This is a genomic window from Streptomyces sp. NPDC043896 (assembly GCF_056435605.1).
On sequence record NZ_JBWKEE010000006.1, the window covers coordinates 310,716 to 335,911 of the forward strand.

The 25,196-nt window shown below is 71.9% G+C and carries 20 protein-coding genes and 1 pseudogene; 13 read left to right on the forward strand and 8 right to left on the reverse strand.

All coding sequences use genetic code 11. The annotated features are described in order from the left end of the window. The first annotated feature begins 236 nt into the window (after positions 1–236). Positions 237–914, forward strand: coding sequence for a response regulator transcription factor (locus tag AC069X_RS11560; protein ID WP_478727483.1), 678 nt, complete (start codon positions 237–239; stop codon positions 912–914). Positions 915–950: 36 nt separating this feature from the next. Next, positions 951–2,216 carry an ATP-binding protein gene (locus tag AC069X_RS11565; RefSeq protein WP_478727485.1) on the forward strand — a complete coding sequence of 422 codons (1,266 nt, stop codon included), beginning with the start codon at positions 951–953 and terminating at the stop codon, positions 2,214–2,216. 36 nt (positions 2,217–2,252) lie between these two features. On the opposite strand, the gene AC069X_RS11570 is transcribed toward AC069X_RS11565, so the two are convergent. Continuing rightward, a complete protein-coding gene (locus tag AC069X_RS11570; RefSeq protein WP_478727487.1) occupies positions 2,253–2,789 on the reverse strand; it encodes a GtrA family protein in 537 nt (178 codons plus the stop codon). 210 nt (positions 2,790–2,999) lie between these two features. Between AC069X_RS11570 and AC069X_RS11575 the strand changes: the two genes are divergently transcribed. Beyond that, a complete protein-coding gene (locus AC069X_RS11575) occupies positions 3,000–4,139 on the forward strand; it encodes a 5-(carboxyamino)imidazole ribonucleotide synthase (RefSeq protein WP_478727489.1) in 1,140 nt (379 codons plus the stop codon). Between the two features lie 155 nt (positions 4,140–4,294). Here AC069X_RS11575 and AC069X_RS11580 read toward each other — a convergent pair. Further along, positions 4,295–4,444 (reverse strand): annotated as a pseudogene (locus tag AC069X_RS11580) (RNA-guided endonuclease TnpB family protein); the annotation flags it as partial. A 245-nt stretch (positions 4,445–4,689) separates the two neighbouring features. Between AC069X_RS11580 and purE the strand changes: the two are divergent. The 3 genes from purE to AC069X_RS11595 all read left to right on the forward strand — a co-directional run bounded on the left by purE (position 4,690) and on the right by AC069X_RS11595 (position 7,727). Next, complete coding sequence (gene purE / locus AC069X_RS11585; protein WP_478727490.1) at positions 4,690–5,229, forward strand: 5-(carboxyamino)imidazole ribonucleotide mutase; 540 nt, start codon at positions 4,690–4,692, stop codon at positions 5,227–5,229. Next, positions 5,226–6,404 carry a dipeptidase gene (locus AC069X_RS11590; protein WP_478727492.1) on the forward strand — a complete coding sequence of 393 codons (1,179 nt, stop codon included), beginning with the start codon at positions 5,226–5,228 and terminating at the stop codon, positions 6,402–6,404. Before purE ends, AC069X_RS11590 begins: the two co-directional genes overlap by 4 nt. A 201-nt stretch (positions 6,405–6,605) precedes the next feature. Beyond that, positions 6,606–7,727, forward strand: coding sequence for a membrane dipeptidase (locus AC069X_RS11595; RefSeq protein WP_478727494.1), 1,122 nt, complete (start codon positions 6,606–6,608; stop codon positions 7,725–7,727). A gap of 10 nt (positions 7,728–7,737) precedes the next feature. On the opposite strand, the gene AC069X_RS11600 is transcribed toward AC069X_RS11595, so the two are convergent. Together AC069X_RS11600 and AC069X_RS11605 are read right to left on the reverse strand one after the other, a co-directional pair. Then, entirely contained in the window at positions 7,738–9,033 is a 1,296-nt protein-coding gene (locus AC069X_RS11600; RefSeq protein ID WP_478727496.1) for a glycosyltransferase 87 family protein, read from the reverse strand. Between the two features lie 102 nt (positions 9,034–9,135). Then, entirely contained in the window at positions 9,136–10,479 is a 1,344-nt protein-coding gene (locus AC069X_RS11605) for a UDP-glucose dehydrogenase family protein (protein ID WP_478727498.1), read from the reverse strand. A 242-nt stretch (positions 10,480–10,721) separates the two neighbouring features. On the opposite strand from AC069X_RS11605, the gene AC069X_RS11610 reads away from it, so the two are divergent. The 3 genes from AC069X_RS11610 (at position 10,722) to AC069X_RS11620 (ending at position 14,228) form a co-directional block, all read left to right on the forward strand. Next, positions 10,722–11,879, forward strand: a complete 1,158-nt coding sequence (locus AC069X_RS11610) for an acyl-CoA dehydrogenase family protein (RefSeq protein ID WP_478727500.1) — start codon at positions 10,722–10,724, stop codon at positions 11,877–11,879. Positions 11,880–12,309: 430 nt separating this feature from the next. Beyond that, positions 12,310–13,392 carry a mannose-1-phosphate guanylyltransferase gene (manB, locus tag AC069X_RS11615; RefSeq protein ID WP_478727502.1) on the forward strand — a complete coding sequence of 361 codons (1,083 nt, stop codon included), beginning with the start codon at positions 12,310–12,312 and terminating at the stop codon, positions 13,390–13,392. Between the two features lie 23 nt (positions 13,393–13,415). After that, a complete protein-coding gene (locus tag AC069X_RS11620) occupies positions 13,416–14,228 on the forward strand; it encodes a polyprenol monophosphomannose synthase (RefSeq protein ID WP_478727608.1) in 813 nt (270 codons plus the stop codon). A gap of 61 nt (positions 14,229–14,289) precedes the next feature. On the opposite strand, the gene AC069X_RS11625 is transcribed toward AC069X_RS11620, so the two are convergent. Further along, entirely contained in the window at positions 14,290–15,438 is a 1,149-nt protein-coding gene (locus AC069X_RS11625) for an acyltransferase family protein (protein ID WP_478727504.1), read from the reverse strand. A gap of 188 nt (positions 15,439–15,626) precedes the next feature. After that, on the reverse strand, positions 15,627–16,994 hold the full coding sequence (locus AC069X_RS11630; RefSeq protein WP_478727506.1) for an LCP family protein: 1,368 nt from the start codon (positions 16,992–16,994) through the stop codon (positions 15,627–15,629). Positions 16,995–17,100: 106 nt separating this feature from the next. On the opposite strand from AC069X_RS11630, the gene AC069X_RS11635 reads away from it, so the two are divergent. The 3 genes from AC069X_RS11635 (at position 17,101) to AC069X_RS11645 (ending at position 20,629) form a co-directional block, all read left to right on the forward strand. Continuing rightward, positions 17,101–17,637, forward strand: coding sequence for an acyl-CoA thioesterase (locus tag AC069X_RS11635; RefSeq protein WP_478727508.1), 537 nt, complete (start codon positions 17,101–17,103; stop codon positions 17,635–17,637). A gap of 133 nt (positions 17,638–17,770) precedes the next feature. Continuing rightward, complete coding sequence (locus tag AC069X_RS11640; RefSeq protein WP_478727510.1) at positions 17,771–18,937, forward strand: acyltransferase family protein; 1,167 nt, start codon at positions 17,771–17,773, stop codon at positions 18,935–18,937. A gap of 168 nt (positions 18,938–19,105) precedes the next feature. Continuing rightward, positions 19,106–20,629 (forward strand): glycosyltransferase family 39 protein, encoded by a 1,524-nt coding sequence (locus AC069X_RS11645; protein ID WP_478727512.1) that lies wholly within the window; start codon positions 19,106–19,108, stop codon positions 20,627–20,629. 27 nt (positions 20,630–20,656) lie between these two features. Here AC069X_RS11645 and AC069X_RS11650 read toward each other — a convergent pair whose 3' ends face one another. Then, positions 20,657–22,156, reverse strand: coding sequence for an LCP family protein (locus tag AC069X_RS11650; protein WP_478727514.1), 1,500 nt, complete (start codon positions 22,154–22,156; stop codon positions 20,657–20,659). 195 nt (positions 22,157–22,351) lie between these two features. On the opposite strand from AC069X_RS11650, the gene AC069X_RS11655 reads away from it, so the two are divergent. Then, a complete protein-coding gene (locus AC069X_RS11655) occupies positions 22,352–23,380 on the forward strand; it encodes a glycosyltransferase family 2 protein (protein ID WP_478727516.1) in 1,029 nt (342 codons plus the stop codon). Between the two features lie 90 nt (positions 23,381–23,470). Here the strand turns inward: AC069X_RS11655 and AC069X_RS11660 are convergent, their stop codons facing one another. Then, positions 23,471–25,015, reverse strand: a complete 1,545-nt coding sequence (locus AC069X_RS11660) for an LCP family protein (RefSeq protein WP_478727609.1) — start codon at positions 25,013–25,015, stop codon at positions 23,471–23,473. Positions 25,016–25,196 lie beyond the last annotated feature (181 nt).

The following is a 25,196-nucleotide window of genomic DNA, read 5'->3' on the forward strand; positions in this document are numbered from 1 at the left end:
GAATTTGAGGTTCTTGGCTCGGATTTGAGCGCAGATGTCCCCTCGGTAGTGCATCGGGCGTTCCGCCACCATACGACAGGGCACCGATGCATATGGAAGGGCTTGAGAGATGGATCACAGGTTTCCGGGGAACCGATACGTCAGGTTCGAAGGCGGGTAGTAGTTCATAACCCCAGTTCGAGAGGGGTGTGCGGGCAAGCGCCTGCACCTAGCCGCCGCGGACTACCATCACCCACATGACGCGTGTACTGCTCGCCGAGGACGACGCATCCATCTCGGAACCCCTCGCCCGCGCCCTGCGCCGGGAGGGTTACGAGGTCGAGGTCCGGGAGGACGGTCCCACCGCCCTGGACGCCGGACTGCAGGGCGGCGTCGACCTCGTCGTCCTGGACCTGGGCCTGCCCGGCATGGACGGCCTGGAGGTGGCCCGGCGCCTGCGCGCCGAGGGCCACGGCTTCCCGATCCTGGTGCTCACCGCCCGCGCCGACGAGGTCGACACGGTCGTCGGCCTGGACGCCGGAGCCGACGACTACGTCACCAAGCCCTTCCGCCTCGCCGAGCTCCTGGCCCGCGTACGGGCCCTGCTGCGGCGCGGCTCCGCCGAGTCCGCCCAGCCCCCCGCCACCCACGGCGTGCGCATCGACGTCGAGTCGCACCGCGCCTGGATGGGGGAGGAGGAGCTCCAGCTCACCGCGAAGGAGTTCGACCTGCTGCGCGTCCTGGTCCGCGACGCCGGCCGCGTCGTCACCCGCGACCAGCTGATGCGCGAGGTCTGGGACACCACCTGGTGGTCCTCCACCAAGACCCTCGACATGCACATCTCCTGGCTGCGCAAGAAGCTGGGCGACGACGCCGCGAACCCCCGCTACATCGCCACCGTCCGGGGCGTCGGCTTCCGCTTCGAGAAGAGCTGACCCTCCGCCGTCCGGGGCATCGGGCATCCTCTAGGCATGCGCCGCCGCCTCATCAACTCCACGCTCGCCGTGGTGCTCGTCGTGATCGCCGTGTTCGGGGTCTCCCTCGTCATCGTGGAGACCCGGACCATCACCAGCAGCGCCCAGGACCGCATCGGATCCGAGGCCCTGCGGCTGCTCGGCATCGTCGAGGCGGACGCCCTGGAGCGCGAGCCGGTCGATGCGGGCGCCATCGCCGAGCAGCTCGACCACGGCACGTACGCCCGCATCACCATCCCCGGCCGCCCCGTCGTCGAGGTCGGCGACCGGATCGACGACAGTGTCATCCGGGGCACCGCGCGCGGCGAGCAGGGCGTCCTCGTGGTCGTCGAGGAGCCCCGCGCCACCGTCACCCGGGAGGTCGGGCGGACCCTGGCCGTGGTCGGCGCCGTGGCGCTGCTGGCCGTCGTGGCGGCCGTACTGCTCGCCGTACGCCAGGCCAACCGGCTCGCCTCCCCGCTCACCGACCTCGCCGAGACCGCCGAGCGGCTGGGCTCCGGCGACCCGCGCCCCCGGCACAAGCGCTACGGGGTCCCCGAGCTGGACCGGGTCGCCGACGTACTGGACTCCAGCGCGGAGCGGATCGCCCGCATGCTGACCGCCGAGCGGCGCCTGGCCGCCGACGCCTCCCACCAGCTGCGCACCCCGCTGACCGCCCTGTCGATGCGGCTGGAGGAGATCACGGTCACCGAGGACCTGGCGACCGTGCGGGAGGAGGCCACCATCGCCCTCACCCAGGTGGAACGGCTCACGGACGTGGTCCAGCGGCTGCTGACGAACTCACGCGACCCCCGGACCGGCTCGGCGGTCCCCTTCGACCTGGACGAGGTCGTCAAACAGCAGGTGGAGGAGTGGCGGCCGGCCTACCGCAGCGCCGGACGGGCCGTGGTGCGCTCCGGGAAGACCGGCATGCGGGCCGTGGGCACCCCGGGCGCGGTCTCCCAGGTACTGGCGACGCTCGTGGAGAACGCGCTGATGCACGGCGGCGGCACGGTCGCCCTGCGCACCCGCGTCACCGGCAACCAGGCCGTCATCGAGGTCACGGACGAGGGCCCCGGCGTCCCGCCCGACCTCGGCAACCGGATCTTCGAGCGGGCCATCAGCGGCCGCAACTCCACCGGCATCGGCCTCGCCGTCGCCCGGGACCTCGCGGAAGCGGACGGCGGCCGCCTGGAGCTCCTCCAGGGTCAGCCGCCGGTGTTCGCGCTCTTCCTCAGCCGCACCGCCCCCGAGCGCACGGAGCCGGAGCGGACGGTCAGGTAGGGGCCTGAGGGCCGGAGGGGGAAGGGGGCCAGGGGATCAGCCCTGGTTGCCCGCGGGCTCCGGGGTACGGGGGGTGACGGGCACGTCGTGCCCGTCGCGCTGCTCGACGACCAGCGAATGCGCGGCCGGCGTGGGCAGGGCCTTGAAGACCCACGTCCGGTACGACCAGAACCGGAACACGGTCGCCACGCCCATGCCGAAGAACTTGAACACGTTGTTCGCCAGCGAGCTGTCGAAGCCGAAGCCGTACGTGGCCACGTAGAGCACGCCGCTCTCGATGACCATGCCGATCAGGCTGAACACGACGAAGAGGACCATCTCGCGCCGCCGGCTGCCCAGGTCGCGGTCACGGTAGGTGAAGTAACGGAACCCCACGTAGTTCGTGATGATCGCGACCACGATGGCTATGACGTTCGCCCGCACGGTCTGCAGGTCGGTCGTGCTCCGCAGCAGGTTGAACACGCCGAAGTTCACCAGGACGCCCGCGCCCCCGACCGCCCCGAACTTCACGACTTCCCGGGCCAGCCCACGCAAGCGCTCGGACAGCGGTACGGCGTTCGGCGTGCTGCTCATCTGATGCTTCAGTCCCTGTCCGTCGTCGTCGCCCCGCGGCGGCGCGTCACCCGATCTCGTCAACTCCACCATGCTAAGTGTCCCCCGCGGCGGTCGTCCGCGCCCCGGCACCCCGTGCGACGCACGGCACACAGGCCCTCCGGGACCCGCCGGAGGGTCCGCGCCAGGGTCACGTCCGAATGGCGGAATACCGGCGGATACCCTGGAGGCGTGACGTTCCCGGTAGTCGGCATGGTCGGCGGCGGTCAGCTCGCCCGCATGACCCACGAGGCGGGTATCCCCCTCGGCATCAGATTCAAGATCCTCAGTGACACCCCACAGGACTCGGCGGCCCAGGTCGTGAGCGACGTCGTCATCGGCGACTATCGCGACCTGGAGACGTTGCGCGCCTTCGCGCGCGGCTGCGACGTGATCACCTTCGATCACGAGCACGTACCCACCGAGCACCTCCGGGCCCTGGAAGCGGACGGCATCCCCGTCCGCCCGGGGCCCGACGCGTTGGTGCACGCCCAGGACAAGGGGGTGATGCGCGCCAGGCTCGACGAGATCGGCGCGCCCAGCCCCCGCCACCGGATCGTGAGCGATCCGGCGGACGCGGCGGCCTTCGCGGAGGAGGTCGGGGGCTTCCCCGTCATCCTCAAGACGGTGCGCGGCGGGTACGACGGCAAGGGCGTGTGGTTCGTCCGCACCCCCGAGGACGCGGAGGCCCCCTTCAAGGCGGGCGTCCCGGTCCTCGCCGAGGAGAAGGTGGACTACGTCCGCGAACTCGCGGCCAACATCGTCCGCTCCCCGCACGGCCAGGCGGTGGCCTACCCCGTCGTCGAGTCCATCCAGGTGGACGGGGTCTGCGACACGGTGATCGCCCCCGCCCCCAACCTGTCCGAGGCCCTCGCCGGCGAAGCCCAGGCCCTGGCCCTGCGCATCGCGCGTGAGCTCGACGTGACCGGCCACCTGGCCGTGGAGCTGTTCGAGACCACCGACGGCCGCATCCTCGTCAACGAACTGGCCATGCGCCCGCACAACAGCGGCCACTGGACCCAGGACGGTGCGGTCACCTCCCAGTTCGCCAACCACGTCCGCGCGGTCCTGGACCTCCCCCTGGGCGACCCGCGCCCCCGGGCCCGCTGGACGGTCATGGCGAACGTGCTCGGCGGGGACTACCCCGACATGTACGCGGCGTACCTGCACTGCATGGCCCACGACCCGCAGGTGAAGATCCACATGTACGGCAAGGACGTGAAACACGGCCGCAAGGTCGGCCACGTCAACACCTACGGCGACGACCTGGACGATGTGCTGGAGCGCGCACGTCACGCAGCCGGCTACCTCAGGGGAACGATCACCGAGTGACCTGGTCCCCCTCCTGATGGAGGGGGACTCCCCACCCTCGCGGGTCGGGCTTTCCGCTTCACTGACTGCTGCCTCTCAGGGGTGTTCCGTTGAGGTCTTGCGCTGTCTCCACAGACTGCTGCCGCCGGCCCGGCGGCCATAAGGCCGACCGCTGGATCACGGCGGCGGTCGGCGATCCGAGCACGGATCCTCGCCGCCTTGAGCCGGGCCTTGGCCCGGTTGTCGCCGCCCTTCTCCTTCCCGGCCAGATCTCGCTGGGCCCGGGCCAGCCGCTCGCGGTCCCTGCGCTCGTGTTCCGGGCTGGCTCCTCCGCCGGACAGGACAGTTCCAGCTCAGCTGCTTGCGCACCGGTCGGATGGAAGAGGTACTTGAACGCGCGCTTCACCGGAGAAGCAACCCCTCATCCACCGGACGCCATGACCGGTCAAGAACCGAACACAACCTTGGATCAGGGCATTGTCCAGCGGCGTGCGGTTGCCGCTGGACCCTGGTCCGGGCACGCATTTCCTCTCCGGCTTTCCGGCCGGGGTTTCCCTGCAAGGAGATTCAGATGAGCACCGCGAGTTCCCAGGCCCCCGTCGTAGGCATCGTCATGGGCTCGGACTCCGACTGGCCGGTCATGGAGGCCGCCGCCCAGGCGCTGGACGAGTTCGAGATCCCCTACGAGGTCGACGTCGTCTCCGCCCACCGCATGCCGCGCGAGATGGTCTCGTACGGTGAGCAGGCCGCCGACCGGGGCCTGAAGGCGATCATCGCGGGCGCGGGCGGAGCCGCCCACCTGCCCGGGATGCTCGCCTCCGTCACGCCGCTGCCCGTCATCGGCGTCCCGGTACCGCTGAAGTACCTCGACGGCATGGACTCCCTGCTGTCGATCGTCCAGATGCCCGCCGGGGTTCCCGTCGCCACCGTCTCCGTCGCCGGAGCGCGCAACGCCGGCCTGCTGGCCGTACGCATGCTGGCCGCGCACGACCCGGAGCTGCTCGGCCGGATGCGCGACTTCCAGCAGGAGCTCAACGACCAGGCCACCGAGAAGGGCAAGCGGCTGCGCGCCAAGGTCGCGGGCGCGGAATCCTTCGGGTTCGGCAAGTGAGCGCGGCGGACCTGCTGGCGCAGGCCAGGGAGCTGCTCGCCGAGTACCCGGTCGTCGACGGACACAACGACCTGCCCTGGGCGCTGCGCCAGCAGGTCCGCTACGACCTCGACCGCCGCGACATCGGCGGCGACCAGTCGGGCCACCTGCACACCGACCTCCCCCGGCTGCGCGCCGGCGGGGTCGGCGCCCAGTTCTGGTCGGTGTACGTGCGCTCCGACTACAGCGGCGACGAGGCGGTCAGCGCCACCCTGGAACAGATCGACGCCGTCGACCAGCTGATCACCCGTTATCCCGGCTCGCTGGTGCGCGCGCTGACGGCGGACGACATGGAGGCGGCCCGCGCCGACGGCCGCATCGCCTCCCTGATGGGTGCCGAGGGCGGCCACTCCATCAACAACTCGCTCGCCACCCTGCGCGCCCTGCACCGGCTGGGCGTGCGCTACATGACGCTCACCCACAACGACACCATCGACTGGGCGGACTCGGCCACCGACGAACCCCGGCACGGCGGCCTCACCGACTTCGGCCGCGAGGTCGTGCGGGAGATGAACCGCATCGGCATGCTCGTCGACCTCTCGCACGTCGCCGCGTCGACGATGCGCGACGCCCTCGACGTGACACGGGCGCCGGTGATCTTCTCGCACTCCTCGGCGCGCGCCGTCTGCGACCACCCCCGCAACGTCCCCGACGACGTGCTGGAGCGGCTCGCCGGCAACGGCGGGGTGGCGATGGCCACCTTCGTGCCGAAGTTCATCCTCCCCGCCGCCGTCGAGTGGACCCTCGCGGCGGACGAGAACCTGCGCGCCCACGGCTTCCACCACCTCGACACCACCCCCGAGGCGATGGCCCTGCACCGGGCGTTCGAAGAGGCGCGCCCCCGCCCGGTGGCCACCGCCGCCACCGTCGCCGACCACCTCGACCACATGCGCGAGGCCGCCGGAGTCGACCACATCGGTATCGGCGGGGACTTCGACGGCACGGCCTTCACCCCGGCGGGGCTGGACGACGTGGCCGGCTACCCGAACCTGATCGCGGAGCTGATCGGGCGCGGCTGGTCCCGGGCCGACCTGGCGAAGCTCACCTGGTCCAACGCGGTACGGGTGCTGCGCGACGCGGAGTCGGCGGCCCGGGAGCTGTCGGCGACCCGGGGTCCGTCCAACGCCTGCCTCTGACCCCCGCCGCGCGGGGCCCGGGCTCCGGCCCGGACCCCGCCCCGGGGGTGCCGGCCCGCGCCCCGGAATGCGCGCGGCGGCGCTGCCGGCCCGCGCCCCCGGTCCGGACCGGACCCGCGACCCCGCCGGAGCCCGTCCGCGGACCGGGGCACCACCCGAACGCCACATCCGCCGGGCGGCCCCGGCGCCCCCCGTGTCACCGTGGCAGCATCTTCTCTCCCTGCTGCCGCCGAGACCGGAGCCAACGCCATGGCCGACCTGCAGGATGAACCCCACTCCGTGGGCGTCGGAGCCGAAGACGTCCCCGTCACCGCCCCCGCCTTCGCGGGCGGCGCCCTGGACCGCGCGGCCGCGCTGCTCGCCGTCCACCCCGTCGCGGACGGGTGCAACACCCTCGTCTGGACCCTGCGCCAGAGCCCGTACCACGACATCGACACCCCGGACACCGGTGTCGACACCGACATCCCCCGGCTGCGCGCCGGCGGAGTGGGCGCACAGTTCTGGACGCTGCTCGTACCCCCGGGCCGGCCGCGCGAGGGCGCGGCCGCCGACCAGGTGGTGTCCGACACCCTCGAACAGATCGACGTGGCGCGGTCCCTGATGCGCCGCTACTCCGACAGCCTGTGCCTCGCCCTGAGCGCCGACGACATGGCCGACGCCCGCAACCGGGGCCGGATCGCCTCGTTCCTGGGCCCCGTGCCCGGCAGCACGCTCACCGACTCCCTCGGCGCGCTGCGCGCCTTCCACGCCCTGGGCGTGCGGATCATCGCACCGGCCGGCGCCCCCTGGGCCGAGGAGGGCCTGACCGCCTTCGGCCACGAGGTGGTCAAGGAGGTGAACCGGCTGGCGATGCTGCTGGACCTGACGGGCTGCCCGCCGGCCGCGGCCTGCCAGCTCGCGGCGGCGTCCAAGGCACCGGTGATCATCTCGAACACGGGGGCCGCCGCCCTCACCTCCCATCCGGGCAACGTCACGGACGAGGTGCTGCTCGCGCTGCGGGCGGCGAACGGACTGGCGATGGTCACCTTCGACCCCGCGCGGACGGGCGACTCCCTGCACGCGGTGGCCGACCACCTGGAGCACGTACGGGCCATCGCGGGCCCGGAGGGCGTCGGACTCGGAGCCGCCTTCGGCGCCGAGCGAGGAGGCCCCCGGCCGGCCGGGCTGACGGATCCCTCGGGCTACCCGAAGCTGATCGCGGAACTGCTGGAACGGGGCTGGTCGGAGGACGACGTCGCCCTGCTGACCTGGGGCAACGCCCAGCGGGTGCTGCGCGACGCGGAGTTCACGGCCCGCGCCGCACAGCACCGCCGAAGCCCTTAGGGGGTCCGGCTCAGGCGGTGGCCAGTGCCCGCTTCGGCAGGACGGTCGCCTTCCACAGCCGGACCCCGGACCACACCGTGGCGTAGAGCAGGAGGCCGTTGCGGGCGCACAGCAGGACCGTGCCGAGCGTGCTGTTGGTGAGGATGTCCGAGCCGTACCAGACCGGGAAGATCAGCGTGGTCAGGGCGTTGGCGACGATCAGCAGCCAGGCGATCGGACGCTGGGTGGTGTTCTTGGAGGTCAGGCAGACCGCGGCGAGGCCGAGCAGCCAGATCATGTACTGCGGGCTGATGACCCGGCTGGTGACCGTGAAGACCAGGATCGCGCAGAGCGCGGCGTCGAAAGGCGTCGCGCTCGACCAGCGGTTGGCCCTGACGCGCCACAGCAGGAGCAGCAGGAAGCCGGCCACCGTCAGGCCGAGCGAGGCCCGCGCGATGGTCGGGACGTACGGGCCGACGTACTCGAATGCGCCGTACTGGAAGTTGATCTTGCCGGGCCACAGGTCGACCAGACGGGCCGCCATCAGCGCGGACCCGCCGAGGGACTCGACCTGCACGCCGCGGTCGCCCTGGTTGCCGAGGAAGCCGAAGGTGTCGCGGAACAGCGCCGCGAAGACGGCGAGCAGCGCCACGGCGGACAGCGCCGCCGCGACGAAGGCGTCCCGCGTCGACTTGCCGCGCGGGGTGCCGAGCAGGGTGAGCAGCGGCCACACCTTGACCATCGCGCCGATGCCGGCGATGACCCCGCCGGCCTTGGGGCGGTGGCGCATGGCGAGCAGCGCGAAGACCGCGAGCAGGGTGACCTGGATGTCGTACCGCGCGAACGGGGTCGCCATCATCATCGGCAGCGTCACCAGCCACACCAGGGCGCCGGCCATGCTGCCGTCGCTCCGGCGCGCGGCCCGGATGAGGCCGAGCAGGACCACGCCGTCGCAGAGCACCGTCAGGGCGACGAAGGCCTGGAAGTAGGTGAGGAACGGCAGCAGGTCCGGGGAGAGGAAGATCGCCGCGGCCGCCGGGGGGTACTGCCACATGATGTCGTTTTGCGGCAGTGTCCACGTGACGAGGACGTTGTACCAGTTGTGGTAGGTCGCGGTGACCTCGACCCGGACGACGTTCGAGCTGAAGAAGTCGTTGACGAGCATCCAGAGCATCGCGGCCCGGGAGGCCAGCCAGAAGCCCGCGATACCCAGCAGGGCGCCGCGTCCTCGCATGGCTGCTTCGAAGGATCCCCGCCGGTGGCGTGTGGCGGGCGCCGCCGGCGCGGGTGCGGTGGGGCTGGCTGGGAGGCTGCTGGTGGTGGTCATCGGCTCAAAGTCTACCCAGTCGTTTATTGCACTTTCTTGACTGAGTTCGTTCAAAACTGGGTAGGGATGTACGCCCCCGCGGGCCGCCGGCCCCCGATCCCCCTACGCATGCGGCCGCCCCATCGCCCGGTACGTCCAGCCGGCGGCCCGCCAGGCGGCCGGGTCCAGGGCGTTCCGGCCGTCGAGGAGCAGCCGGTCGGTGACGACGGATCCCAGCTCGGCGGGGTCGAGCTCGCGGAACTCGCGCCACTCGGTGAGGTGCAGGACGACCTCGGCCCCGCGGGCCGCCGCGAGCGCGGAGTCGGCGTAGCCGAGGGTGGGGAAGACCTGGCGGGCGTTGTCCATCCCCTTGGGGTCGTACACGGTGACCTGGCCGCCCTGGAGGTGGATCTGCCCGGCGACGTTGAGCGCGGGGGAGTCGCGCACGTCGTCGGAGTCCGGCTTGAAGGTGGCTCCGAGGACGGCGACCCGCTTGCCGAGGAAGGAGCCGCCGACCGCATCCCGGGCCAGCTCGACCATGTGGCCGCGGCGGCGCATGTTGATGGAGTCGACCTCGCGCAGGAAGGTCAGGGCCTGGTCGGCGCCGAGCTCGCCGGCCCGGGCCATGAAGGCGCGGATGTCCTTGGGCAGGCAGCCGCCGCCGAAGCCGATCCCGGCGCGCAGGAACTTGGCGCCGATCCGCTCGTCGTAGCCGATGGCCTCCGCCAGCTTGGCCACGTCGCCGCCGGCGGCCTCGCAGACCTCCGCCATCGCGTTGATGAAGGAGATCTTCGTGGCGAGGAAGGAGTTGGCGGCCGTCTTGACCAGCTCGGCGGTGGGGAAGTCGGTCACCACCAGCGGGGTGCCCTCGGACATCGGGGTCTCGTACACCTCGCGCAGCAGCTTCTCGCCGCGCTCGCCCCGGACGCCGATGACGATCCGGTCGGGGTGCAGGGTGTCCTGCACGGCGAAGCCCTCCCGCAGGAACTCCGGGTTCCACGCCAGCTCCACGTCCGCGCCCGCCGGGGCCAGCTCCGCGAGCTTCGCCGCGAGCCGCTCCGCGGAGCCCACCGGCACCGTCGACTTGCCGACCACCAGCGCGGAGCGGTTCAGGTGCGGGGCGAGCGAGGCGATCGCCGCGTCCACGTACGACATGTCGCAGGCGTACTCGCCGTGCTTCTGCGGGGTGTTCACGCAGACGAAGTGGACGTCGCCGAACGCCCCGACCTCCTCCCAGGACCGCGTGAACCGCAGCCGCCCGGTGGACCCGGGCAGCCCCGCCACGTGCCGGGCGAGCAGCTCCTCCAGCCCCGGCTCGTACATCGGGACCCGGCCGGCGGCCAGCATCTCGACCTTCTCCGGGACGACGTCCAGCCCCAGCACCTCGAAGCCGAGCTCCGCCATGGCCGCGGCGTGGGTGGCGCCCAGGTAGCCGGTGCCGATCACGGTGATCTTGAGGGGGGCCATGGATGCTCCAGAGGTGCGGGGCCGTTTGCGGCCCCCGAGCATAGTCGGGCCGGTACGGGGGGACGTTCCCAGCGGTGTCCCGCTGTCACGCAGCTCACGTACGTGCCGCATATCGCTGCCTGTGCGCCGGGAACTAGAATTTGGGTTACTTAACGGTAGTTAGCATCCCGCGCCGAACCCGTGACAGCGACGCACAGCTGTCGGGGGGTCACTCGGCGCCGCACCCTGGGGAGTGAGAGATCTTGGCGGGTTCTGCCGACTTCGACCTGTACCGCCCGGCCGAGGAGCACGACATGCTCCGCGAGTCCGTCCGAGCGCTCTGCGAGGCGAAGATCCTCCCGTTCGCGGCCGCGGTCGACGAGGAGGCCCGATTCCCGCAGGAGGCCCTCGACGCCCTGGTCGCCAACGACCTGCACGCCGTCCACGTGCCCGAGACCTACGGCGGCGCCGGCGCCGACGCCCTCGCCACCGTGATCGTGATCGAGGAGGTGGCCCGCGTCTGCGCCTCCTCCTCTCTTATCCCGGCCGTGAACAAGCTCGGCTCGCTCCCGGTGATCCTCTCCGGTTCCGAGGAGCTCAAGGCCAAGTACCTCGGCCCGCTCGCCAAGGGCGACGCGATGTTCTCGTACTGCCTCTCCGAGCCCGACGCGGGCTCCGACGCGGCCGGCATGAAGACCCGCGCGGTCCGCGACGGCGACTTCTGGGTGCTGAACGGCGTCAAGCGCTGGATCACCAACGCGGGCGTCTCCGACTACTACACGGTCATGGCCGTCACCGACCCGGAGAAGCGCTCCAAGGGCATCTCGGCCTTCGTCGTCGAGAAGTCCGACGAGGGCGTCTCCTTCGGCGCCCCGGAGAAGAAGCTCGGCATCAAGGGCTCCCCGACGCGCGAGGTCTACCTCGACAACGTCCGCATCCCCGCCGACCGCATGATCGGCGCCGAGGGCACCGGCTTCGCCACCGCGATGAAGACCCTCGACCACACCCGCATCACCATCGCGGCCCAGGCCCTCGGCATCGCCCAGGGCGCCCTGGACTACGCCAAGGGCTACGTCCAGGAGCGCAAGCAGTTCGGCAAGCCGATCGGCGACTTCCAGGGCGTCCAGTTCATGCTCGCGGACATGGCCATGAAGATCGAAGCCGCCCGCCAGCTGACCTACGCGGCCGCCGCCAAGTCGGAGCGCGTCGACGCCGACCTCACCTTCTTCGGCGCCGCCGCCAAGTGCTTCGCCTCGGACGTGGCCATGGAGGTCACCACGGACGCCGTCCAGCTCCTCGGCGGCTACGGCTACACCCGTGACTACCCCGTCGAGCGCATGATGCGCGACGCGAAGATCACGCAGATCTACGAAGGCACGAACCAGGTCCAGCGGATCGTCATGGCCCGCAACCTGCCGTAACCCCACCCGGCCCGTCCGCGTGCGCAAGGCCCCCGCATCCGCCGGGGGCCTTCGCGCATGCCCCTCCCCTTGCCCCTCCTTTGTAACGATTCCGATCCAGCGGGCGGACCCGCAGGTCATGCGCGCCCCCGGAGGGTCCGTACGCCCCCGCCGCGCCGGCCCGCGCGCTCCGGCGGCGGGGGCCCGCCGGACGAGGGCGGGTGCCGGGCGCGGGGTCCGGGGGCTGAGCAGCGGGTCTTCGGTCCCACGGCCCGCACGCCCCCCGGCACGAGGGGACGGACGGGCCCCCGCGCATGCGCAGAGTGAGGAAGCCGCCGTAACCGGAACGTTGCCGGAGCCGGGCGGGGCGGAACTCCGCCGGGCTTCGCACCGCCCGGGATGGGCTAACTTTGAAGCTTCGTACGCCCGAACCGGTTGGGGAGAGAACAAAATGACGGAAGCGATCCTGCTGGTCGGCGGGCAGGGGACGCGACTGCGCCCCGTGACGGTGAACACCCCCAAGCCGATGGTTCCGGCAGCGGGCGTCCCGTTCCTCGCCCACCAGATAGCCAGGGCCGCAGCCGCCGGTGTCACGCACATCGTGATGGCCACCTGCTACCTCGCCGAGGTCTTCGAGCCCTACTTCGGCGACGGCTCCGACTTCGGCATCACCCTCGAGTACGTCGTCGAGGACGAGCCGCTGGGCACGGGCGGCGCCATCCGCAACGCCGCGGAGCGCCTGACGGGCGGCCCGGACTCCCCGGTCCTCGTCTTCAACGGCGACATCCTCACCGGCCTCGACATCGCCGGCCTCGTCGAGTCCCACCAGGCGGCCGACGCCGACGTCTCCCTCCACCTCGTACGCGTCGAGGACCCCCGCGCCTTCGGCCTGGTCCCCACCGACGCCGACGGGCGCGTGCTGGCCTTCACCGAGAAGCCGCAGACCCCCGAAGAGATCATCACCGACCAGATCAACGCCGGCTGCTACGTCTTCCGCCGCAGCGTGATCGACTCCATCCCGGCCGGCCGCCCGGTCTCCGTCGAGCGCGAGACCTTCCCCGGCCTGCTCGCCTCCGGTGCCAAGCTGCACGGCGTCACCGAGGACACCTACTGGCTCGACCTCGGCAAGCCCGAGTCCTTCGTCCAGGCCTCCGCCGACCTCGTGCGCGGCATCGTCTCCTCCCCGGCCGTCCCCGGTCCCCGCGGCGAGGCCCTCGTGCTCCCCGGTGCCGAGGTGGCGGAGGGTGCCAAGCTGTCGGGCGGTACCGTTGTGGGTGCCGGCGCCCGGATCGAATCGGGTGCTGTCGTCCAGGGCTCCATCGTGCTGGACGGCGCGATCCTCGGCGCGGACACGGTGGTGAGCGCCAGCCTCATCGGCGCAGGCGCCTCGGTGGGTTCGCGCACGGTGGTGACGGGCGCGGTCATCGGCGACGGTGCCGTCGTGGGGGCTGACAACGAACTTCGCGCAGGGGTGCGGGTGTGGTGTGAGGCTGAACTGCCGGACGCCGCCGTCCGTTTCTCCTCCGACCGGTGACCAACTTCAGTGAGGCACAACCTGTGATAGGCGAGCAGCAGACTCCCCCCGCGACCGACGTCGCAACCACGAAGCTCCCCGACACCTGGGCGGACACGCCGCTCACCGTGGTCATGCCCACCTACAACGAGGCGGGCAACCTTCCGGGCATGGTGGAGCTGCTCATGGGTCTCGACCAGCCGGGCCTGCGCCTGCTGGTCGTCGACGACTCCTCGCCCGACGGCACCGGCAAGATCGCGGACGAGCTGGCGGAGGGCTTCCTCACCGAGGACGGCAAGCCCCGCATGTCCGTCCTGCACCGCACCGCCAAGGACGGCCTCGGCCGCGCCTACGCCGCCGGCATGGCCAAGGCCGTCGAGGACGGCGCCGAGTACGTCCTCCAGATGGACGCGGACGGCTCCCACCCCGCCGGCAAGATCGCCGAGATGCTGGGCGTCGCCCGCTCCACCGGCGCCGGTCTCGTCGTCGGCTCCCGCTACGTGCCGGGCGGCACCCTCTCCGACGCCTGGGGCGCGCACCGCAAGCTGCTCTCCCGCTGGGCCAACGCGTACGCGAGCACCATCCTCGGCACCCGCGTCCGCGACATCACCGGCGGCTTCAACCTGTGGAGCGCCGCCGCGCTGAAGGCGATCGACCTCGCGTCGATCGGCAGCGCCGGCTACAGCTTCCAGGTGGAGATGAAGTACAAGGCCCTGCGCCGCGGCTTCCGGGTGATGGAGGTCCCGATCCACTTCGAGGACCGCACCGTCGGCGAGTCCAAGATGAACCTGGCCGTCCAGCTGGAGTCCATCGCCATGCCGTGGAAGCTCCGCGCGGCCGCCGGCAAGAAGAAGTAGCCGCACCCGGTACCCGGTCGTACGGAAGGGGCGCCCCCTCGGGGTGCCCCTTCCCGCGTACTCAGCCCCGCGCGGCCGGCCGGCGTTCCAGGAAGCGCTTCAGCCGGCCCGCCGCCGGCCGTTCCACGAACCGCTGGATCAGCCACGACGCCAGCAGCATCACGGCCATCGACGCCAGCAGCAGCGTCCACGGCTCGACGTCGCGGGCCCACTGCTTCAGCAGGGTCACCCCGATCTGCTGGTGCAGCAGGTACAGCGGGTACGACATGGCGCCCGCGACCGACAGCCAGCGCCAGTCGATCCGGTCCAGCCATCCCAGCGCCACCGCGGCCATCACCGCGTAGCACACGGTCACCACGAGCAGGCACATCTCCCAGGACAGCCGGTCGCCCTTGACGGTGTTCCACTGGACGATGTCGTTCAGCCAGCGCTGCATCAGCAGCCAGGAGAACACCAGCAGCGCCCACGGCTCGCCCGCCCGCGCCCCTTCACGGCGGATCAGGTAGAAGCAGATGCCGGAGATGAACAGCGGCGAGTAGTTCGGGTTCGCCAGCACGTGCAGCACCGGCAGCCCGGAGCTCGGCGCCAGCAGCGAGGCCACCGTCCAGATCCAGCAGAAGTTCAGCACCTTGCGGTAGGTCAGCCCCGTCCACGCCACCACGGCGAAGATCAGGTAGAAGCGGACCTCGGACCAGAGCGTCCAGTACGACGGGTCCATCGGGGAACTGCCCAGCGGGGTCTGCACCATCGACAGGTTGGTCAGCACCTGGCTCAGCCCCGGCCCGGCCCCGCCGAAGGGCTTCTGCACGGCCAGCAGCACGCCCATGGTGACCAGTACGCAGAACCAGTACGCGGGCCCCAGCCGGATCACCCGGCTGCGCAGGTAGCTGCCGAGCGGCCGCCCCCACGCGGACATGCAGATGACGAAGCCGCTGATCATGAAGAACAGCTCCACGCCCAGCCAGCTGTAGCGGCCCACCATCGTCAGCCACCCGAAGGCGTCCCGCCCCCACAGCTCCTCGCGGGTGTAGTGGTGCACCAGCACCAGCACCGCCGCGAGGATCCGCAGCCCGTCCAGGACCCGCAGCCGGGGCGGCCGTGAGACGCCCGGCAGGCCCTGCTGCCGCCCCGTCGGGGCGGGCAGGACAAGGGGCCGGTCGCCGTCCTCCCGTCGCTCGTCGACGACGCGCGGGGACGGATGCAGGGACATGCAGACTCCACGGGCAGGCGGACGCGTGCCCGAATTTCTTACGGCCGCGCCGGTTCACGGGCCCGAACGCGGCTTCCCCCCGGCGTCTGGGCCGCAACAGTCTTACGAGAAAACCGGCGCACTGTCCACAGGGAGTGGTCGGCCGTACACCCGTCCCTCACCCGTTCGGCGGCCCTCCGGCGGAGAGGTCATTCCCCCCTGACGGTCACCTTCTGGTCGTTCTGGATCTCCTTGACCAGCTGCTGCAGCTTCGCCTTGTCCCACACGAGGTTGCCGCCGCGCTGCCCGGAGATCGGCATGTTCATCGACACGCCCTCACCGCCGCTGACGCCCTTCATCGCGAAGAACATCTGGCCCATGTCCCACAACCCCATGTCCTTGTCGACGATGAGCGTGTCCAGGCCGGCCCCCATCACCGGGTAGAGGGAGAAGGGGTTGAGGACCGTGGTCGGCGTGGCGGCCTGGCTCGCGAGCGCGGAGAGGAACTTCTGCTGGTTCTTCGTCCGCTGGAGGTCCGACTCCGCGAAGGCGTAGCGGGTGCGCACGAAGGCCAGGGACTGCTCGCCGTTGAGGGTCTGCCTGCCCGCCTTGAAGTCGGCGCCGGACTTCTCGTCCTTGAAGGCCTGCTCGATGTCCAGCTCCACGCCGCCGAGCGCGTCCACGATGTTCGCGAAGCCGGCGAAGCCGATCTCGGCGTAGTGGTCGATGCGCAGCCCGGTGTTGAACTCCACCGTCCGCACCAGCAGTTCCGGGCCGTCCTCCGCGTACGCGGCGTTCAGCTTCACCCGGCGCCCCTGGGAGGGGAACTTCTTGCCCGACTGGGAGCCGACGAAGGAGGGGATCTCCACGTCGGAGTCGCGGGGCAGCGAGATCATCGTGTTCCCGCTGGAGCACTTCGCGAGGATCATCATCGAGTCGGTGCGCTTGCCCTCGGCGGAGCCCGTGTGGAGCTTCTTCTTCTCCTCGTCGGACATGCCCTCGCGGCTGTCGGAGCCCACGATCAGGTAGGTGGTGCAGTCGCCTTCCTTGGGGCGCTCGATGACCTTCGACAGGTCGACCTCGCGGCGCACCTGGGAGTCCGCCCAGAAGTAGGTGCCGATCCCGGTCACGAGCAGTACGGAGACCACCGCGATCGAACCGACCTTGATCCGCTTGCGCCAGTCCGGGGCGGGCCCCTGCGGGCGCCCCGGCCCGCCCGGCGGACGCTGCCCCGGCCCGCCGGGACCGGCCGGACGCCCCGGGCCCGAGGGCCGGCCGTACACCTGGCCGGTGTTGTACCCGCTGTCGTACGCGGAGCCGGGCCCCTGGCCCTGCTGCGGCGGCACCCCGGGCGCTGGGCGGGCGCCCGGCGGCGGGGACTGCGGCGGGACCGGCGGCCGCGCCGGACGCTGCGGCGGCTGCGGCGGGCGCTGCGGCTGCCGCTGCTGGGGCTGCCGCTGGACGTGGCGCATCCGCTGCGCCCCGTCCGGCTGCGCCTGCCCGCTGCCGCGCCCGTACCCGTCATCGCGGCGGCCCCGCGCGTCGCGCTCGCCGTTCCACCCGTCCCAGTCACTCATGGGCACAAGGATGCCCGCCCCGGAGTGCCGCACGACACCCCGGTGGGGTTTCCGTACCAGGCCTGTTGCACACCTGATGCCTCCGGGCCGCACTTAAGGTGGCTGTATGACACAGATACCGGCGGCACCGGAGGGGAAGCCGATCTCGGCCTCCCGGACCACCCTCAGCCACATCATGACCGCGAACGACACCAACCTGCTGGGCACCGTGCACGGCGGCGTGATCATGAAGCTGGTGGACGACGCCGCCGGCGCCGTCGCCGGGCGCCACTCCGGCGGCCCCGCCGTCACCGCCTCGATGGACGAGATGGCCTTCCTGGCCCCCGTCCGCGTCGGCGACCTCGTCCACGTCCGCGCCCAGGTCAACTGGACGGGCCGCTCCTCGATGGAGATCGGCGTACGCGTCCTCGCGGAGCGGTGGAACGAGTCCACCCCCGCCACCCAGGTCGGCAGCGCCTACCTCGTCTTCACGGCGGTGGACGCCGACGGCAAGCCCCGCCCGGTCCCGCAGGTGATCCCGGAGACCGAACAGGACGAACGCCGCTACCAGGAGGCCCAGATCCGCCGCACCCACCGGCTGGCCCGCCGCCAGGCGATCAAGGAGCTCCGCGAGCGGCGTGCCGCCGAGGGCCTCGACGACTGACACCGGTGTGGGCTGGGCCACTGAATGCGGCCGTAGGGCGGCGCCGGCCCACGGGCTGGGCCTAGAGTGTCGTCCGACGTCCGGGGGGAGGACGTCGGACCCCAGCCGGACACTTCGTGGAGCCGCTCCCCTCATGACGCCCGCCCCCTCAGCGCCCGTCCTGCTCGAAGCCATACCCGCCCAGCAGGAGCCGGAGAAGAGCCGCTCGCGCCGTCCGCGCCTCTACGTCCTGGACGCGCTGCGGCTCCTGGCCGCGCTCTCCGTGGTCGCCTTCCACTGGACCGGCGTCAACCTCCACCCGGAGGTGTGGGGCCAGAAGCCCAAGGCGCTGATGCCGACCGTCAACGGCATCACCGCGTACGGCTGGATGGGAGTCCAGCTCTTCTTCCTGATCAGCGGTTTCGTCATCTGCATGTCGTGCTGGGGCCGTTCGCCCCGCGACTACTTCATCTCCCGCGTGGTCCGCCTCTACCCCGGCTACTGGTTCGGCGTCATCGCCACCGCCCTCGTGGTCAACTTCGCCGCCACGGTCCGGGCGAGCCGCAAGCCCCTGAGCTTCAGCGAGCTGCTGGCCAACCTCACGATGCTGCAGAAGCCCCTGTGGGTGCCCGACGCGGACGGCGTCTACTGGACCCTCTGGGTCGAGCTCCGCTTCTACCTGCTGTTCGCCGTCCTCGCCGTCATGGGGCTCACCTACCGCCGGGTCCTGGCGTTCTGCGGGATCTGGACGATCCTCGCGGTGATCACCCCGTACACGCAGATCGGCCTGATGGACCTGCTGTTCCTGCCGAACGACGCCCCGTACTTCATCGCGGGCGTGGCCATGTACCTGATCTACCGGTTCGGCGTGAACCCCATGCTGATCGCGGTCGTCGCCTTCTCCTGGCTCATCGCGCAGAACCGGCTGCACGTCACCGTCGGCGCGTACAAGCACGAGGTGGGCTACGCCCTGTCGTGGCCCGTCGCCGCCGCCATCACGGCGGTGTTCTTCCTCGTGATGCTGGCCGCCGCCACGGGCCTCTTCAACAGGATCCAGTGGAAGTGGCTGACGGTCGCGGGGGCCCTCACCTACCCCCTCTACCTGCTGCACCAGGAGATCGGCTGGGCGCTGATCCGCTGGGGCCGCGACCACGGCCTCTCCCCCTACCCGCTGCTCGCGCTGTGCCTGGCGGCGATCCTGCTGCTCTCCTGGCTGGTCCACCGCTTCGTCGAGCGCCCCGGATCGGCGTGGATGAAGCGGATGCTGGAGAGCGCGCGGTTCTCGCTGCCGAAGCGGGACCCCGCGGTCGTCTCCCGCTAGACCGGTCCCGGCCCCGGCCCGCCCCCGGCCGCTGCCCGCCGGGGCCCGCCGCCGGGATTGGGTGCCGCCCGGGGCCGCGAACTACCCTGTGACGTCGAGCGCGGTCCGGAACGTTCCTGCGCCGAGGCCCCCCACAGCCGATCCGAGGGATCCGGAAGGTACGACCTGATGACCACCAGCAGTACGGCCACCGAGGCCGCAGCCGGCTCCGGCCGGCACGTCCCGGACGGGGGGACGGGCGCCCGGGACGTCCCCCTCGCGGCCCGCACGGCCCGCTACGACTGGCTGTGGGCCGCCCTGCTGACCTTCGCCGTCGCCGCCGTCGGCATCGGGCGGGCCGAGCCCTGGCGGGACGAGCTCGCGAGCTGGAACGCCGCCTCGCGCAGCACCGGCGAGCTGATCGACATGCTGGGCAACGTCGACGCCGTCTCCGGCCTGTACTACCTGGTGCTGCACGGCTGGATCTCCGTCTTCGGGGACTCCACCGCCATGCTCCGGCTGCCGTCGGCGCTCGCCATGGCCGGTGCCGCCGCCTTCGCCGTGCTGACGGCCCGTACGGTCTTCGACCGCCGGACGGCCGTCTTCACCGGCCTGCTCTTCGCGTTCCTCCCGGCCGTCTCCCGGTACGGCCAGGAGGCGCGCTCGTACGCCTTCGTCGTGCTGGCGGTCAGCGCCGCGACCTGGCTGCTGCTGCGCGCCCTGGAACGGCCCACCGCGCGCCGCTGGGCCCCGTACGCCCTCGCCGTGGCCGCGGCCGGGCTGTTCCACGTCGTGTCCCTGCTCTTCCTGCTGCCGCACGGCCTGATCGTGCTGCTGCGCTGGTGGCGGGACCGGCGCGGACGCACCCTCGTCGCCTACGCCGTGACGGTGGCCGTCGCGCTGCTCCCCGTCGTCCCGCTGGTGCTGCTGGGGCAGAGCCAGGCCGGCCGCCAGATCGGCTGGATCAAGACCCCGCACCTGCGCGGCGTCGCCGACCTCTGGAACAACCTCTTCGGCTCCCCGACGATCGGCCTCGCCATCGCCGCGGTGGCGCTGCTGCCGCTCGCCTGGAGCCGGGGCCGGCGGCCCGCGGCGGAGCTCCTGCTGACCGGCGCGGCCCCGATCGTCGCGGCCTGGGTGGTCTCGCAGGGCAGCACCTCGTACTTCATGGACCGCTACCTGCTCTTCACCCTGCCCGCCTGGGCGGTGCTCGCGGCCGCCGGACTGGCCGCGCTGCGGCCCCGGCGGGCCGGGGTGCTCGCCCTGGCCGCGCTGATCGTCCTCGGCCTGCCCGACCAGCGGCAGATGCGCACCGAGTGGGCCAGGGTCGGCCTTGACGGGGAGGCCGCCGCGCAGGTCATCGCCAAGGGCTACCGGCCCGGGGACGGCTTCGTGCCCGTCCGCGGCGCCGACCGCGTGTTCATGATCGACTTCCAGGTGGAGTACTTCCTGCCCGACCGGGTCCAGCTCCGCGACGTCTTCGCCGAGCGCTCGGCGGTGGCGAGCGACGACCTGTTCCCGAAGGAGTGCGCCCAGCCCGTGCAGTGCCTCCGCGCCACCCCCCGGGTGTGGGTGGTGACCTGGAGCGGCACGAAGAACCCGTTCCACAAGCTCCCGCAGGACCAGGCCGACGCCCTGCGCACCCACTTCAAGGTCGTCGAGAGCAAGAACGTGCGCGGCCTGAGCGTCACCCTGCTGGAGCGCGCCGCGTAGCCGCAGCCGCAGCCGTGGCCGCCGCGGCTACGGCCCGCACACCACCTGGTCGCCGGTGACGGCCTGGGCCTCCCCGCCCTGGTAGGGGTCCTCCGGCCGCACCGGCACCACCTTGCGGAACTCCGACCCCGCCGTCACCAGCACCGTGCGGCCCTGCCCGGGCACCGCGCGCAGCTCGCTGCCGGGCAGCGCCGCCGCCACGGTGCGGGCGGAACGGTCCCAGCGCGGGTCGTACGCGATCACCGTGCGCCGGACGTCGCGGCTGGCCGCGTTGCCCGGGGCGCGGGTGGTGTCGAAGCCGGTGGCGCGCAGGGCCTCGTCCACCCGGCCGCCGAGCCCGTCGATCCGGGTCCCGTTCTCCACCTGGACCCGGATCTGCCGCGGCGGCACGTCCACCGGCACGGCGGCCGCCCGCTGCCGCCCGCCGCCGTCCCCGCCGGGCCGGGCCGGGGCCAGCGGCCGGTCCTGACGCAGCGCCTCGAAGAGCCGGGCGGCCTTGGCGTCGTCCCACTTCACCGTCGAGCCGATGCCCTTGACCGGGTACGAGGCGTCCCCGACCGGGACGGACGCGAACTCGGACGAGGACGGCGTGAAGCCGCGCATGGCCTGCCCCAGCGCCAGCATCTGCTCCGAGCCGAAGCCCCGGTCCGCCCGCACCGACCCCAGCAGGGTGGAGCTGACCTCCTTGAACTTCACCGGGTTCAGCAGCACCCCGCTCCCGGTGGCCTGCTTGAGCAGGGCGGCGACGAACCGCTGCTGGCGCTGCATGCGCCCGAGGTCGGAGGCCCCGTCGACATGGCGCGAGCGGACGTACTGGAGGGACTGGCCGCCGCTGAGCCGGTGGGTGCCGGGCAGCAGGTGCAGGCCGGTGTTCTGGTCGTGCAGGGCCTTGGCGGTGCAGATCTCCACCCCGCCCATCGCGTCCACGGTCCGCATGAAGCTGGTGAAGTCGACCTCCAGGTAGTGGTCGATCTTGACCCGGGTCATGTTCTCCACGGTGCGCACGGTCAGGTTGGGCCCGCCCTCGGCGTAGGCCGCGTTCAGCTTCACGGGGTGCGGCCGGTGCGGCTTGCCGGTCACCGGGTCCCGGTGCGCGGGCAGCTCGGCGTAGCTGTCGCGGGGCAGGCTGACCACGCTGGCCCGCTCCCGGTCGGCGGACAGGTGCACCAGCATGATGGTGTCCGTGCAGCGGCAGGGTGCCCCGCCGAGCCGGTACTCCCGCTTCTCGTCGGCGCTGATCTTGTCCCGGCCGTCGGTGCCGACGAGCAGGAAGTTGATCCCGTGCCCGGCCTGCGGGCGGTTCTTCATGTCCTTGAACGGGTCCACCCGTTCGATCCCGGTGTCCAGGCCGGTCATCACGGCGTGGCCCACGGCGCCGGAGCCCAGGACCACCAGCGACAGCCCGGCCGCGATCCGCACCCCCCACCGGGGCCGCCCGTCCCGGTGCCGGGCCCGGCGCCCGCCGCTCCGCGTGCGCTGCGGCTGGGGGGACCTGGCGGGCCGGGTGGGACGGTGCGGCTGGGGCACGGGTGACACCTCCGCGGGGGACAGCACGGGGACGGAGCCGGCGGTTCGCTCGGTGCGGACCGGCCGGCACATCGGGCAGATTCGTCAGAACAGTAGGCCCATACGATCAGCGTCTGTCCGGACCGCTCGTCCGCCGCGCACCCGTTTCCCCCGTACGCGGTAACGTGACACCGATACCCGACCGTGAAGGACGACATGCCCGCCCAGCAGCCCGCAGTCTCGGTGATCATGCCGGTGCTCAACGAGGAGCGCCATCTGCGCGACTCCGTCCGGCACATCCTCGGACAGCAATACGCGGGCGGGATGGAAGTGGTGATCGCGCTCGGGCCGTCCACTGACCGCACCGACGAGATCGCCGCCGAGCTCGTCCGGGAGGACCCCCGCGTCCACACCGTCCCCAACCCCACCGGCCGGACCCCCGCCGCCCTCAACGCCGCGATCAAGGCCTCCCGCCACCCGGTCGTCGTCCGCGTCGACGGCCACGGCATGCTCTCCCCGGACTACATCGCCACCGCCGTCCGCCTCCTGGAGGAGACCGGCGCGCAGAACGTCGGCGGCATCATGCACGCCGAAGGCGAGAACGCCTGGGAGGAAGCCGTCGCCGCCGCGATGACCTCGAAGATCGGCGTCGGCAACGCGGCCTTCCACACCGGCGGCCAGGCCGGCCCGGCCGAGACCGTCTACCTCGGCGTCTTCCGCCGCGAGGCCCTCGAACAGCAGGGCGGGTACAACGAGGAGTTCATCCGCGCCCAGGACTGGGAGCTGAACTTCCGTATCCGCGAGGCCGGCGGGCTCATCTGGTTCTCGCCCGAGCTGAAGGTCCGGTACCGCCCGCGGCCCTCCGTACGGGCCCTGGCCAAGCAGTACAAGGACTACGGCCGCTGGCGCCACGTCGTGGCCCGCTACCACGCCGGCTCCATCAACCTGCGCTACCTGGCCCCGCCCACCGCCGTCTGCGCGATCGCGGCCGGCGTCGTGGCGGGCGTCGCCGTCACCCCGTGGGCCTTCGCCGTCCCCGCCGGCTACCTCGCGGCGATCACCGCCGGCTCCGTCCCGGCCGGCAAGGGGCTCCCGCTGAAGGCCCGGGCCCAGATCCCCGTCGCCCTCGCCACCATGCACATGAGCTGGGGCTTCGGCTTCCTCACCAGCCCGCGCTCGCTGGCCCGCAAGGTCATCGCGAGCCGCCGCCCGGCGGTCCCCGCCCGGGAGCGCTCGCAGGTCTGACACCGCCGCCCGGACCCGGGCAAGGCGGAAGGGGTGGCCCGGTCCTCCACGGACCGGGTCACCCCTTCGCGTTCCATCGGGCGGAGCAGCTCACCAGCGGTACGGCTTGTAGACCTCCATGCAGGCCCCGGTGTCCGAACCGTTGAGGGCGTCGGCCGTGTCCGGTACCGAACCGGCCTCCGGCGCGGCCTGCTGCGGGTAGACCGCGCCGTCGCGCCAGTCGGCGCCCACGATCAGGGTGACCTTGGAGACGTCCGCCGACTGCTGCACCGCCGTGTTCGGGATGCCCATGGCGGCCGCCACGCTCTGCGCCTCGTCCGCCAGGTCGGGGGACGGGTAGCGCACGACGGTGGTCTTCTCCGGGGTCAGCGCGCTGTCCGCCCGGGCCGAGGTGAAGCCCTTGGAGACCAGGGCCTCGGACACCACGTTCGCCCGCCGGGGCGCCAGCGGCATCTTCTCGAAGGCGGTGCCGTTGACGACGTTGACCTGGATCCTGTCGGGCGCGGTCGACGGGGCCGCGGACGGGGACTGGCCGGGCTGCTCCGGCTGCCCGGACGGGGATGCGCCCGGAGCGGGCGCGGACCCGGACGGCGAGGGCTGCGCCGGATCCGGGGCGGCCGCCGACGGGCTCTGCGGGGCCGTCGGCGTCCCGTTCTTGTCGAAGGCCACGTCCTTGCGGATCATCGTCCACAGCTTGTCGGCGTCCGCCGTGTTCGGGACGAGCCGGTCCCGGTCCGAGGGGTCCGGGAAGGTCGGCATCGTCGTCATCGTGATGCGGTTGGTGGGGACGTCCTTGAGCTGCATGGCCAGGTTGTAGAGCTTCTTGACCGAGCCGATCTCCTCGGAGACCTCCAGGGCCTTGGTGCCCGCCTCGGCCAGCGCCGTGATCCGGCCGACGTCGGTGAAGGCGTTCTGGCTCTTGAGCTCGCGCATCATCGAGTTCATGTACATGTGCTGGGCCTGCGCCCGGCCCAGGTCGCTGCTGAACGCGTGCCGGGTGCGCAGCCACTGGAGCGCCTGCTCGCCCTTGACCCGGGTCGTGCCCTTCTGGAGCTTGAGCCCGGAGCCGCCGCCGGAGGTGGCCAGCGGCCGGTCCCAGACGTTGTCCTTGACGCAGACCGGGACGCCGCCGATCGCGTCGGCCATCTGCACCACACCGGAGAAGTCGATCATCATCCAGTGGTCGATGTAGACGTTGGTCAGCTTTTCCCAGGTGGCCAGCGTGCAGCCGGGGCCGCCTCGGCCGAGCGACTCGTTGATCATCGCCCGGGTCTTCTTGTACTTCTCGCCGGTCTTCGGGTCCGTGCACTCGGGTATCTCCACCCGGGTGTCGCGCGGGATGCTGACCACGGAGGCGTTCTCCCGGTCGGCCGAGACGTGCAGCATCATCTGCACGTCCGCGAGCGGGGGGTTCCCGACGGTGTCGCGGCTGCCGCCGAGCGCGACGTTCTCCGGCTTGTTCCGGCTGTCCGAGCCGAGCAGCAGGATGTTCAGCGGGCGCTGGCCCTTGGCGTTGGCGTGGGACTTCTCCACGCCGCTCTCACCGCTCAGGCGCTGCCCGCTGCGGATGTTGCCGTCGAGGTGACGGTAGTAGAGGTACCCGGCCGCCGAGGTCCCCAGGATCAGGAACGCCATGACGGAGGCCACCCAGAACAGCACCCGGCGGCGGCGCCGCCGGACCGGTATCCCACCCTCCGGGGGCTCGGTCGTACCCGAACCCTTCCGGGGCGGGGGCACCGCGGCCGCGGGCTTCTCCGAGGGCTTCTCCGCGGGCTTCCCCGACGGCTTCTCCGAGGCATCGTCGGCAGCTTCTCCG